Annotated in this window: 10 protein-coding genes; 7 read left to right on the top strand and 3 right to left on the bottom strand. The window is 50.7% G+C overall.

Features of this window, described 5'->3' with window-relative positions; genetic code table 11:
• The first annotated feature begins 63 nt into the window (after positions 1–63).
• On the top strand, positions 64–1833 hold the full coding sequence (locus IX84_RS02345; RefSeq protein ID WP_044216256.1) for an ABC transporter ATP-binding protein: 1770 nt from the start codon (positions 64–66) through the stop codon (positions 1831–1833).
• Here the strand turns inward: IX84_RS02345 and IX84_RS02350 are convergent, their stop codons facing one another.
• Both IX84_RS02350 and IX84_RS02355 read right to left on the bottom strand, forming a co-directional pair.
• On the bottom strand, positions 1834–2784 hold the full coding sequence (locus IX84_RS02350; RefSeq protein ID WP_044216257.1) for a succinylglutamate desuccinylase/aspartoacylase family protein: 951 nt from the start codon (positions 2782–2784) through the stop codon (positions 1834–1836). It lies immediately after the preceding gene.
• Positions 2785–2905: 121 nt separating this feature from the next.
• Positions 2906–3373 carry a GNAT family N-acetyltransferase gene (locus IX84_RS02355; protein ID WP_044216259.1) on the bottom strand — a complete coding sequence of 156 codons (468 nt, stop codon included), beginning with the start codon at positions 3371–3373 and terminating at the stop codon, positions 2906–2908.
• 560 nt (positions 3374–3933) lie between these two features.
• Here IX84_RS02355 and IX84_RS34405 point away from each other — a divergent pair.
• The 6 genes from IX84_RS34405 (at position 3934) to IX84_RS02385 (ending at position 10633) form a co-directional block, all read left to right on the top strand.
• Positions 3934–5718, top strand: a complete 1785-nt coding sequence (locus IX84_RS34405) for a S8 family serine peptidase (protein WP_044216261.1) — start codon at positions 3934–3936, stop codon at positions 5716–5718.
• A 146-nt stretch (positions 5719–5864) separates the two neighbouring features.
• On the top strand, positions 5865–6911 hold the full coding sequence (gene trhO, locus IX84_RS02365; protein ID WP_044216262.1) for an oxygen-dependent tRNA uridine(34) hydroxylase TrhO: 1047 nt from the start codon (positions 5865–5867) through the stop codon (positions 6909–6911).
• A gap of 124 nt (positions 6912–7035) precedes the next feature.
• Positions 7036–8190: an LLM class flavin-dependent oxidoreductase gene (locus IX84_RS02370; protein WP_044216263.1), complete on the top strand. Its 1155-nt coding sequence runs from the start codon at positions 7036–7038 to the stop codon at positions 8188–8190.
• A gap of 252 nt (positions 8191–8442) precedes the next feature.
• Entirely contained in the window at positions 8443–8676 is a 234-nt protein-coding gene (locus IX84_RS02375) for a hypothetical protein (protein ID WP_063978244.1), read from the top strand.
• Positions 8657–9073 carry a putative toxin-antitoxin system toxin component, PIN family gene (locus tag IX84_RS02380; RefSeq protein ID WP_044216265.1) on the top strand — a complete coding sequence of 139 codons (417 nt, stop codon included), beginning with the start codon at positions 8657–8659 and terminating at the stop codon, positions 9071–9073. Before IX84_RS02375 ends, IX84_RS02380 begins: the two co-directional genes overlap by 20 nt.
• A 12-nt stretch (positions 9074–9085) precedes the next feature.
• A complete protein-coding gene (locus IX84_RS02385) occupies positions 9086–10633 on the top strand; it encodes an SLC5 family protein (RefSeq protein WP_044216266.1) in 1548 nt (515 codons plus the stop codon).
• A gap of 1021 nt (positions 10634–11654) precedes the next feature.
• Here IX84_RS02385 and IX84_RS02390 read toward each other — a convergent pair.
• Complete coding sequence (locus IX84_RS02390; RefSeq protein WP_044216268.1) at positions 11655–11921, bottom strand: hypothetical protein; 267 nt, start codon at positions 11919–11921, stop codon at positions 11655–11657.
• Between the last annotated feature and the right edge of the window lie 116 nt (positions 11922–12037).

Here is a 12037-nt window from a genome sequence, read left to right on the forward strand (position 1 = left end):
TGCAACTTATCGCCTACTGCCGTGTTTTTAAGACTATCCTGAAAATAATGTGACAACACCGGAATGGCATCAAGTGATAAGAATAAGGTAGACTACAAATTACTGGGCAGGGTCTTTGCAATGGCGAAGCCCTACCGGTCGGTTTTCATTACCGCAGCAACCCTCGCGGTGCTCCTGGCTCCAATATCAACGGCACGCCCTTACCTGATTAAAGTGATGGTAGATGATTATATCTTCGCCAGCGATATCCCGGGCCTTTCCAGGATGGCCATGGTCCTGGTGGGGCTGTTATTCCTGGACTCCCTGTGCCGGTACTGGTTCATCTATTCAACTAACTTGCTCGGGCAGTCCGTCATTCGGGACCTCAGGGTTAAGGTCTTCCGGCATATTACCAAGCTCCGGTTAACTTACTTTGACCGTACGCCAATCGGGACGTCAACCACAAGGACGATCAACGATATTGAAGCCATCAACACCGTATTTTCTCAGGGGTCCATCACCATTATCGCGGACTTGCTAACGCTGGTGACCGTACTTGGTGTGATGTTTTACACCAGCTGGAAACTGACACTAATCTGCCTGACAACGATGCCCTTTCTGATTCTGGCAAGCTACATCTTCAAAGAGAAAGTCAAAAAGTCTTATCAGCGGGTCCGCTCCCATATATCTGCCATGAATGCCTTTCTGCAGGAACGCATCTCAGGAATGCGGATCGTGCAAATCTTCAACTCGGAACGGGAAGAGATGGGCAAATTTAAAACCATCAACCGGGACTATACTCAGGCTAACCTGGACAGCATCCTGTATTATGCTGTATTCTTCCCGGTGGTGGAGATTATCTCAGCGGCCTCCCTCGGCCTGATGGTATGGTGGGGCGCTCAGGATGCCCTGAAAGCCAGTGGCGTCACTTTGGGAGCGCTGATTGCCTTTCCGGTTTACCTCGACATGCTGTTCCGCCCTATTCGTACAGTAGCCAACAACTTCAACAACCTGCAAATGGGCCTCGTCGCTTCGGAGCGGGTCTTCAACCTCATTGATCAGGATGACCGGATTGAGGATCAGGGGGAAATCAAACCTGAGAAACTGAAAGGCCATATTGAGTTCGAAAAGGTGCATTTTGCCTATCAATTGCCAGAGTACGTGCTTAAGGATATCAGCTTCGAAGTAAAGCCGGGGGAGACGCTCGCTATTGTTGGCAGCACTGGCTCCGGTAAGTCTACAATTATTAATATCCTCAACCGGTTTTATGAGATACAAAAAGGGCGAATCAAAGTTGATGGCACGCCCATTGAGGATTTTGACCTGGAGGCGTATCGCAAGCGTATCGCCATTGTCCTGCAGGATGTATTCCTTTTTTCCGGTTCCGTTATGGAGAATATCACGCTCAGGGACGACCGTTTCTCCCGGGAAGAAGTCGTTAATGCTGCAAAGCTCATCGGTGCGCATGAATTCATAGAAAAGCTGCCGGGTGGATATGACTACAAAGTAATGGAGCGGGGCGCCACGCTCTCTATGGGTCAACGGCAACTCATATCATTTGTCAGGGCGCTGGTTTTTGACCCGGATATTCTCATTCTGGACGAAGCCACTTCCTCTATTGACCCGGAAACAGAGTCTGTCATTCAATACGCCATCGAAAAGCTGATAGCCAGACGGACCTCTATCATTATTGCGCATCGCTTATCGACGATACGGCACGCCAATAACATTATGGTGCTCAGCCGGGGAGAGGTTCAAGAGTTTGGGCCGCACGAAAGCCTGCTGCAAATCGAAGATGGCAAATACCGGAATCTGTACGAGATGCAGTTTCTGCAGGTCGCCGAAGGAGAATAACTATTGGAAAACAGCCTGTGATACTGCCCTGATCAGGAAGAAACCATCCTCTCCCTGCTTTTGATAGAGTGGCATTAGGATCAGCCCGTCTTCAATCGCTTCGATAGGCCCGTTGCGGTCGAACGCAAGAATTTCACCCTGCTTTACCTTCTGGAAATTTTTGTAATCCGGAACCATACGGAAATGGTCCTCCGGCTCAATGGAGTGGGTGGTGATCAGTTCAGATACTTTCGGTAAGCCCCGGGCGTACTCTATGAGCAAAGCATCGTGCCGGTTCTCCACATCCTCAGAGCGCACGCAGCCGATGGTACGCATACAATTGATGATCGCTGCAATAGCCCGGTTTACTGATAAGGTTTCTTCATGCTGGCCGGACTCAAAACAAACGGTAGTGGTTTCCACGCCTATGTTCTCCGTATTAAAGTAGTGAAGGGTCGTCCCCTGAATACCTTCCAGCAATCCTGTGATAACCGGGGCATGCAGTTCAACAGCAATATTTACACTTTTAGGGTCGTCGGTAGCGATAGAAAAAATCCCCCCGTAGGCTGTGGTGGTGTGGAGGTCGAGGATGATAACTTCATCGGGCTGATAGTCCTGAATTTCCTCCATAACAGCTGTATGCAGCTCCAGAATTTCGAGCTCTTCGTGCCGGAGCTTACTGACCGGGGTATTGAGCACATACTCCACGACTTCAGGACGCCACTGACGATTGAGGTCCCGGTTAAGAAAGCGGACACCATTCTCAATCGCCCGCAGGTTGCCTTTAAACCCAACGATCCGGCCCCGGAAACGGAAGTCAGGGTTTGATTCGGGCTCCAGTTCCAGTAATTTGAAAAGAATACTAAGCGCCTGAATGCCTGCCGGCTCATTGCCGTGCATGCCGCCGAAACAAATCAAAAGCGGCCCTTTTTCCTGCCCGGTATGCCTGCCTATTAATCGCTTTTCCTTCATTGCTTCTTGGTCTCGTATTCGTTTGCCGGCACCCACCGGGCCCAATCACCCGCCCGGCAAACCTGTTTTGGCAATATACGAGAGTTCGCTAAAAAAAGGAAGGCTTAGGCTGATTGCTATTTCAGGAAGCTACAGCAGGTGAAGATTTGGGGTTGGGGAGCCGGAGTTCCAGGTATTGCGCTTTAAAGCCAAGCTTCTGATAGATGGCAAGTGCCGGATTGTCGGATTTGACATGCATAGCGATATCACCGTCAGCATATTTTACGCCCTGATCAATCAGCTGCTTCACAAAAGCTTCCTGTCTTCGGTAACTGGCTTCAACGGTCACAAAAACAAAAATATTTTTGGGATTATAGGCTTCCATACCGGTGCGATTAGCAATAATGGCCCCGATGATCTGCTTGTTGTGCCGGGCTACCAGTACAAAACCACCAAAGGAAGGTTTGAGCTTCATAGCATACTCTATCGCTTCCCGGATACTGTCACACTCACTATGCCCCTCCTGCTCCGTAAGGAATTGGACCACCTGGCTTTTCTCCATTGGGCTCATACCTGAAAAGGCGTCGTACAACTGATACTGATAATCCATTTTAAATCGTCTTTTCGCTCTCTCAAAGCAGTAAATAAATAACTGTTGAACCTGTTTTCCCGGAGCCGACCGATGCATAACGCAAAGATCAGGCGATAGATTGTCAACCGTTAGCGAGTGTTGGTCCTACCAGGGTTGCTGACCTGACTACGGGGAAGTCCCTGTTAGAGACCGTTGGAAATAGGTTCCGCTACAAAAGGGATTATAGTCTTGCCTGAAAGTTTTTGGGGAAGTGTTTGCAAGCCACTTGGCCTACATCACTAATAAGTGCTCTGTTTGGGGCTCCGTTGAGGAGCAGATAGCGTAGATAGTTAGGAATGTTCAGGGTTACCTTAATTTGACAGAGGTCTTTATCTGCCATTTCGCTGCCTAAGTTCACAGACCTTTGCGGAAAAACAGCAATAACCGGTGTCGAATCAGTTAAACAGAGTGTTGATCATAAAGTGAAGTTTTGTCGCTCTAAGAACGAACAGTAGACAAGTTAAAGATTATCTTTAGGATTTCAAATTTTCAGCTTGCTTCTTTCTGATTTTCAGCAGAGTATCAAAACAAACAATAATATGAAAGCGATTTTAAGCCTTCTTGTCCCTACCCTCAGCCTTTTCCTGCTGCTCCCGGCCTCCCCTCCTACTCGATGGCAAGACAAGGTGGAGCCTGCGCTGATGACAGACCTGGAACGCGATGGCTATGCTTCCTTCATTGTATTGTTTGAGCAGCAGGCAGATGTATCCGCCGCCCGTCAGCAAGGCAGCAAGGTGCAAATGGGAACTTATGTATTTGAGCAAACCCGGGCCGTAGCCACTGCTGCACAAAAAACAGCCATCGGTCTCCTCCGGGCACAGCAGTCCCCTTACCGTAGCTTTTACATTGTTAATGCCATTCAGACCAAAGGGAGCTTGTCGCTCGTGAAGGCTCTCGCTGCACTGCCGGAAGTCAGGGCCATTCAGCCGAATCCTACAGTAGCGGTGGACTTGTTGCCCGAAGAGCGCGAACAACAAGCCCTCGATTTCCGCGAGGGGGTGGAATGGGGCATTGCCGCCATCGGTGCTGATCAGGTGTGGGATATGGGCTTCACCGGGCAGGGTGTAGTCATTGGAGGACAAGACACCGGGTATGAATGGGACCACCCCGCTATCAAAGAGAGCTACCGCGGTTGGGACGACACGCTTTCCCAGGCCGACCACAACTACAACTGGCACGATGCCATACACGAAATCGACTCCATGAACGGCCCGCCCTACATCGCTGAAGCCAACCCCTGTGGGTTGAGCAGCCTTGTGCCCTGCGATGACCACAACCACGGTACTCACACGATGGGTACGATGACCGGTACCGTTAGCGATGAAGGCAAAAGCATAGGCGTGGCGCCCGGTGCCAAATGGATAGCCTGCCGCAACATGGAGCGTGGCTATGGCAGCCCGGCTTCCTACATTGAATGCTTTGAGTGGTTCCTGGCCCCCACGGACCTGAATGGAGAAAATCCGGACCCTTCCAAAGCACCGCACGTTATTGCCAACTCGTGGAGCTGCCCCGAAATTGAAGGCTGTACGCCTGCCAATTTTGAGACCATGCAGATTGCCGTGGACAACCTCAAGGCTGCCGGTGTAGTTGTGGTGGTTTCTGCGGGCAACAGCGGCAGCCAGTGCCATACGGTAAGTACCCCCGCTGCTATTTTTGAGAACAGCTTTACCGTTGGTGCTACCCGGCAAACAGATACGATTGCCAATTTCAGCAGCCGGGGTACGGTCACCGTGGATAGCAGCAACCGGCTGAAGCCCAATATCGCCGCACCGGGCGTAGGTGTTCGTTCCAGCATCAGGAACGGCGGCTTTGCCACCTTCTCAGGTACAAGCATGGCAGGCCCGCACGTAGCCGGCGCCGTTGCCCTGCTGATTTCTGCCAATCCGGAACTGGCCGGTCAGGTAGAAGCTATTGAAAGCTTATTGGAAAGTACGGCCCGCCCCATGCTTAGCGATCAGGACTGCGGTGGCGTATCCGGTATGGAAGTACCCAATGCGGTCTACGGTTATGGGCGGATGGATATTTTGGCTGCTGTACAGGAAACGGTGAGTACTTCCAGCCAGGAAACCATTTCAATTGAACAGGCTTTGCAAGTCGCCCCCAACCCTGCCCGGGAAACGGTGTTGCTAAACAGTGTTATGCCCCCTGCCGCTACGGCAACGGTTCAGTGGTTCGATACCCAAAGCCGCCTTATTAAAACAGTGAACTGGCCTGCAATGACTACACAATTGGAAGTGGATATCCGCGATTTGCCGAAAGGCGTTTATATCGTACAAGCCCGGATGGGCACAGAGCTTTTCAGCACGCGGGTCGTGAAGCAATAGGGTTTGGCAGGGTGTGCAGAAAGTTATTACCTTTGCATCCGCAAAAAATCAGGTAAAGCCTGATCTTTTGCATAGTATGGTTAGCAGCCGGGAGCAATCCCAGCAAGCCTGCAACTTGTGATTCGTTAACGTACTAACAAAACAACATGCCGATATTACACAACCGCGTCAACAACGACGAGCTGAAACGCCGTATGCTGGAAAGTGACGAGGCGCGCGTCACCCTTTCTTTTTACCAATACCACAACCTGGAGGACCCGAAGCAGTTCCGCAATGAGCTATTCCTGCGCTGGAGCAAGCTGGATGTTTTTGGCCGGATCTACGTGGCGAAAGAGGGCATCAACGGGCAGATTTCCGTACCGGAGTCCAAATTTGAAGGCTTCAAAGCGGATATGTATAGCATTCCCTGGCTGAACGGGGTGCGCCTGAATATTGCCGTAGACGATGACGGCAAGTCCTTCTACAAGCTAAAGATCAAGGTGCGCGACAAGATCGTAGCCGATGGGCTGGACGACGAAAGCTTTGATGTAACCAAGCGCGGCAGCCACCTGAGCGCCGAGGAGGTCAATGCGCTGATGGATGACCCAGACACGGTGGTAGTCGATATGCGCAATCATTACGAAAGCGAAGTCGGTTACTTCGAAGGCGCAATCCGCCCGGATGTGGAGACCTTCCGAGAAGCCCTGCCTCTGGTGGAGGATATGCTGGAGGATCAAAAAGATAAGCCGATCATCATGTACTGCACCGGTGGCATCCGCTGTGAGAAAGCGAGTGCCTACTACCTGCACAGAGGCTTCCAAAAAGTGCACATGATTGATGGCGGCATCATTGAATATGCCAGGCAGTGCGATCAGAAGGGGCTACCGAAGAGATTCATCGGCAAGAACTTCGTCTTTGATGAGCGTATGGGCGAGCGCATCACCAATGATGTGATCTCCCGCTGCCATCAGTGCGGTGCCCCCTGCGATACGCATGTCAACTGTGCGAATGACGCCTGCCATATCCTGTTCATTCAGTGCCCGGCCTGCGCCGAAAAGTATGATGCCTGCTGCTCTAAGGCCTGCAACGACTTTAAAGCGTTACCCGAAGAAGAACGGGAAGCCCTAAAAGGCAAGGTGGAATTTAACGGTACTAAGTTTGGAAAAGGCCGATATAAAGCACTCCGGAAGGATGAGCCGCTGGATGTGAGTTAAGTTCTGCCTTCGCATAAAGCTATGGCGGAGGGACGGAGTTTAGAGGTGAGGGATTAGTGTTTAGGGGTGAGGGGCTTGACGTACGGATAGAAATACTTAATTTGGAGGCTCACAAACGAAGCCAATGAGTATCAACGTCCGTTCCCGCCACCTCGAAGGCGCTGAGGTCGCCTGGTTCGCCCCGCTTTGCAATGGGGATGATGAGTTTTTGAGCCGGCACGACTTCCGCTACAAAAGCAACTGGAGCAATACCTCCAACGTATTGCTAACCACCGACCGGCTTGGCTACCGCAACATCCTCTGCCCCTCTTCCTATCAGGTGGGGCAGGATGTGTGGACTTTTGCCAGTGCGGTTGCCCCCCTCACTCAGCAAATCAATATCCTGACGGCTATCCGCTGCGGGGAGCTGCACCCGCCCATGCTGGCCCGCTCTATCGCTACGCTGGACCACATCCTGCGCGGCCGGCTCACCATCAATATCATTTCCTCCAATATGCCGGGGGAAGAGCTGGAATCCGCAGCCCGCTATCAGCGCTCCCGGGAGGTGATCGAAATCCTGAAGCAGTGCTGGACGCAGGACCACATCGACTTCAAAGGCGAGTTTTACAACATCCAGCTGCCGACCACCGAGCCGGTAAAGCCCTATCAGCAAAACGGCGGCCCTCTACTCTACTTCGGCGGTTACTCCCCGCCCGGTGTGGACCTCTGCGCGGAGCACTGCGATGTCTATCTCATGTGGCCGGAAACAGAAGACAAGCTTCAGCAGCTCATGCAAAATATGAGTGACAAAGCTGCTGGTTATGATCGGGAAGTCGACTTTGGGTTACGCGTGCACGTCATCGTTCGGGAAACAGAGGCTGAAGCCCGCGCTGCCGCCCGCCGCCTTATGACTTATGTGGACGACCAACGGGGTGAAGAAATCCGCCTTCGCGCCCAGGACGGCAAATCCTACGGCGTCTCCCGCCAAACCGCCGTGCGCGAGCAAGCCGATGACGAAGGCTTTGTGGAAGACCACCTTTGGACTGGGATTGGCCGGGCGCGTTCCGGTTGCGGCGCGGCTATCGTGGGCGACCCCGATCAGGTATTGGCTAAGATTCAGCGGTACGTGGATATGGGCATCCGCGCCTTCATTTTCTCCGGCTACCCGCATTTGGATGAGTGTAATCTGTTCGGGCGCTACGTTTTGCCGCGGATCAAGACGTTTTCTATGCCTGTGGTGCAGGGGCGGCAGCCGATGGGGATGCCAGGAACACCGCTGGGGGCTGGGGCGCGGGGGTGAGTTGGCCGTAGCTGGTACGACCAGCGGGGGGGATTTTCGAATCTGTATAGAAAGCTCAAAAAGCTTTACATTGATTTTTTACATAGAGTATGATGTTAAAACGGCACGATGACAATCGATATTCAATGGTTTATAGGGTAGAATACTGGAACTAGATTGTCTAGCGCCACGTTTATTCATATATTCAACAAGGATTACGATTTCGGAACCCTGTTTATAAACATCCTATTTAGAAATAAAAAAGCAGTAGCCATGAAAACAGTAACCTTAAATATTGAAGATCAGGATTTCGTGGATTTGGGACTAGAGCCCAAAGCAAAGCAAATAGACTATGAAGATTTGGTACAAAAAATCAAAGCTAAGCTTGCAAAAGAAGGAATGTTGAAAAGTCTTGAGCTAGCGAAAAAAGCTGGACTATCTGATTTGACTATTGACGAAATTAATGCAGAAATTGATGCCGTAAGAAATGCAAAAAGTAATTCTTGATACAAACGTCATTGTCTCTGCATTGATTTCTAAAGGACCGCCATGGGAGATTCTATTTGATATCGTGCTTGAGCATAAAGTGAAAATCTGTATTTCTGATCTTGTGCTGGAAGAATATGTTGAGGTGTTGTCTCGCGATAAGTTTGCTAAGTTTAAGGATTTCAAGGCTAACTCAGACTTCATAATTGCAATTATCGCGGATTTAGCTATTGTCAAGCAACCCGACGTAGAGATAAATATCTTGCAAGATAAAAACGACAACAAGTTTTTAGAACTAGCGGAAACAGTAGATGCCGACTTTATTATCACAGGAAATACAAAACACTTTTATATTGATAGTTTTAGAGAAACTAAGATTGTTACTCCGAGTGAATATTTAGAAAACTACCGACCCTAGCAATCTTTCCCCGTGACCGACCTCCTAATCGTCCTGGCCTACTTCACCCTCATTTTCCTGGCGGCGCTCAGCGGCCGTACCGGGGCAGATGTTACCACCGAGGAGTACTTCCTCAGCAACCGCAACCTCCGCTGGCCCTCCGTCGCGCTCTCCACCATTGCCACCAACATCAATGGCTATCAGTTTTTGGGAATGATGGGCTCGGCTTACCTGTACGGGCTGGCGCAGGCGAGTTTGGAGATCAACGCCATTCAGGGCATACTCATGGCTGCCTTCATCTTTGTGCCTATGTACCTGAGTGAGCGGGTGGTGACCATCACGCAGTTTATCAAAAAGCGGCTGGGGGAGCGGGTGGCACTGTTTTACACCGGGGCTAATATTGCGCTGTTTTCCACCATTACCCTGGGGGCGGCGCTGTTTTGGGGGGCGTACGCGGCAGATTTGGTGTTTGCGGAGTACATGAGTTACCTGCATCCGGACCGTATCACGCGGATTGCAATACTGGTCATTGGGCTGGGCGTTTTCTCCGCCACTTACACCTATCTGGGTGGGCTGAACGCGGTAGTCAAAACCGACATCATTCAATTTACCATACTGCTGCTGGGTGGTTTTGTGGTGCTCTTTGTGGCTATTCATCATTTGGGCGGCTGGCGACAATTGTATGTCAAAACACCGGAACTTATGCACCTGCACCTCCCAGCTGACCATGAGAAGCTCCCCTGGACGCACATCTTCGGCCTCTTTCTGCTCAACATCAACTACTGGTGCGCTAATCAAACCGTCATGCAGCGCTCCCTGGCCGCCAAAAACCTGAAGCAAGCCCAAATCGGCCTGATGGTGGGCGGGCTGACCAAGTACGTGATGGCGGTGCTGATCGTTATTCCGGGGATCGCCCTGGTGGGCATACTGGGGGAGAATGGCCTGGCAGAGCCTGACCTGGCCTTTCCGTATTTGGTGAAAACCTACCTGCCGGTGGGCGTAAAAGGCATTATTCTCTGCGCCCTCTTTGCCTCCCTCATGAGTACGGTGGACTCTACGTTCAATTCCCTCGCCACGCTATGGTCGATTGATATCTACAAGGCTTACATCAAGAAAGGCGCGACCGATTTAGAGGTGGTCAATGCCGGGCGGCGCGTTATCCTCGTCACTCTTTTTACCGGCGTGTTGATGGGATTGGTGCTGCTCTACGTCAAGTTTGAAAACCCACAGGCTGCCTTCACCCACACCCTGAACGAGCTGCGATACTACATCAACTGTGGCATCGTGGTACTCATCTGTGGAGCGGCTTTCCTGCTGCTGCCCAACCACCGGTTTGCATTGGTTGCCTTTTTGAGCACGATTCCGCTGCACCTTATCTTCCAATACTTCTTCCCGGAGATGAACTACTTCGTGCGGGCGGGCTGGGTGATTTTTATTGCCTTTGCCCTGCTTAGCCTCAGCAGCTGGCGGGGCGGGTGGCGCTCCTGGCGTGCGTTACTGTACCCCGGCTCGCGCCGTATTCGGTTGATTGGCTGGGGGTTGCTGGGGTCTTTGGTGGTGTTGCATGTGGTGTTTCATTAGGTTTGGGTAAACACGTAGGCACATAGGTTAGCGGTTTTTGATTGAATGGGTTTGAAAAGAATACTCCTTGAAGCTGCCGCTGAGTGGAAACACATAGGCACAGAGGGTACATAGTTTTGCAGCCTCCGCATGGATAATACACGCCTATGTGTGCTATGTGCCTATGTGTTTAAAAAGAATGCTACTTGTTGCTGCCGCTGAGTGGAAACTCATAGGCATATAGGGTACATAGTTTTGCAGCCTCCGCATGGATAATACACGCCTATGTGTGCTATGTGCCTATGTGTTTAAAAAGAATGCTACTTGTTGCTGCCGCTGAGTGGAAACACATAGGCATATAGGGTACATAGTTTTGCAGCCTCCGCATGGATAATGCACGCCTATGTGTGCTATGCTCCTATGTGTTTAAAAAGAATGCTACTTGTTGCTGCCGCTGAGTGGAAACACATAGGCATATAGGGTACATAGTTTTGCAGCCTCCGCATGGATAATACACGCCTATGTGTGCTATGTGCCTATGTGTTTAAAAAGAATGCTACTTGTTGCTGCCGCTGAGTGGAAACACATAGGCATATAGGGTACATAGTTTTGCAGCCTCCGCATGGACAATACACGCCTATGTGTGCTATGTGCCTATGTGTTTAAAAAGAATGCTACTTGTTGCTGCCGCTGAGTGGAAACACATAGGCATATAGGGTACATAGTTTTGCAGCCTCCGCATGGACAATACACGCCTATGTGTGCTATGTGCCTATGTGTTTAAAAAGAATGCTACTTGTTGCTGCCGCTGAGTGGAAACACATAGGCATATAGGGTACATAGTTTTGCAGCCTCCGCATGGACAATACACGCCTATGTGTGCTATGTGCCTATGTGTTTAAAAAGAATGCTACTTGTTGCTGCCGCTGAGTGGAAACACATAGGCATATAGGGTACATAGTTTTGCAGCCTCCGCATGGACAATACACGCCTATGTGTGCTATGTGCCTATGTGTTAAATGAGAAAGCCCCGACAGGGCTGCTAAGCCCCATCCCGCCCTGCCAGCTCCGCCCGCACTGCCTTCAACTTCGCCTGAAGGCTTTGCCCATTTTTCGCCACAACGGCAATTATCAGCAGGGGGATGGCCGTGTAGAGCAAGCCAAAGCCATTTTTCACCAGTCCGTAGATCATTACTCCAGCTAAGAAGCCGGTAAACACATTGCCTGTGAGGTTTTGTCTTTTCAGTTTTTGCTCCTCTGTACGCAGCGCTTCCAGCGTCAGCTGAGCGTAGTCCTTTTGATCTTTCATAATGCTCCGATTTGTCAACATTTGGGCAATCTAACGTTATTAAGTGGATTTTGAGAACCTACAAATATTTGGCTCGTTATCCAGTTGTTAAAATTATACAAAAGATCAATTTTCTA

Source organism: Phaeodactylibacter xiamenensis (assembly GCF_000759025.1).
In the GTDB taxonomy this organism is placed as follows: domain Bacteria; phylum Bacteroidota; class Bacteroidia; order Chitinophagales; family Saprospiraceae; genus Phaeodactylibacter; species Phaeodactylibacter xiamenensis.

What these genes read in the sequence shown, in the direction of transcription:
- IX84_RS02345 (WP_044216256.1), top strand. Translation starts at nt 64, where the DNA reads ATGGCATCAAGTGATAAGAATAAGGTAGACTACAAATTACTGGGCAGG.
- IX84_RS02370 (WP_044216263.1), top strand. Translation starts at nt 7,036, where the DNA reads ATGAGTATCAACGTCCGTTCCCGCCACCTCGAAGGCGCTGAGGTCGCC.
- IX84_RS02350 (WP_044216257.1), bottom strand. Translation starts at nt 2,784, where the DNA reads ATGAAGGAAAAGCGATTAATAGGCAGGCATACCGGGCAGGAAAAAGGG.
- IX84_RS34405 (WP_044216261.1), top strand. Translation starts at nt 3,934, where the DNA reads ATGAAAGCGATTTTAAGCCTTCTTGTCCCTACCCTCAGCCTTTTCCTG.
- trhO (WP_044216262.1), top strand. Translation starts at nt 5,865, where the DNA reads ATGCCGATATTACACAACCGCGTCAACAACGACGAGCTGAAACGCCGT.
- IX84_RS02380 (WP_044216265.1), top strand. Translation starts at nt 8,657, where the DNA reads ATGCAAAAAGTAATTCTTGATACAAACGTCATTGTCTCTGCATTGATT.
- IX84_RS02355 (WP_044216259.1), bottom strand. Translation starts at nt 3,373, where the DNA reads ATGGATTATCAGTATCAGTTGTACGACGCCTTTTCAGGTATGAGCCCA.
- IX84_RS02390 (WP_044216268.1), bottom strand. Translation starts at nt 11,921, where the DNA reads ATGAAAGATCAAAAGGACTACGCTCAGCTGACGCTGGAAGCGCTGCGT.
- IX84_RS02375 (WP_063978244.1), top strand. Translation starts at nt 8,443, where the DNA reads ATGAAAACAGTAACCTTAAATATTGAAGATCAGGATTTCGTGGATTTG.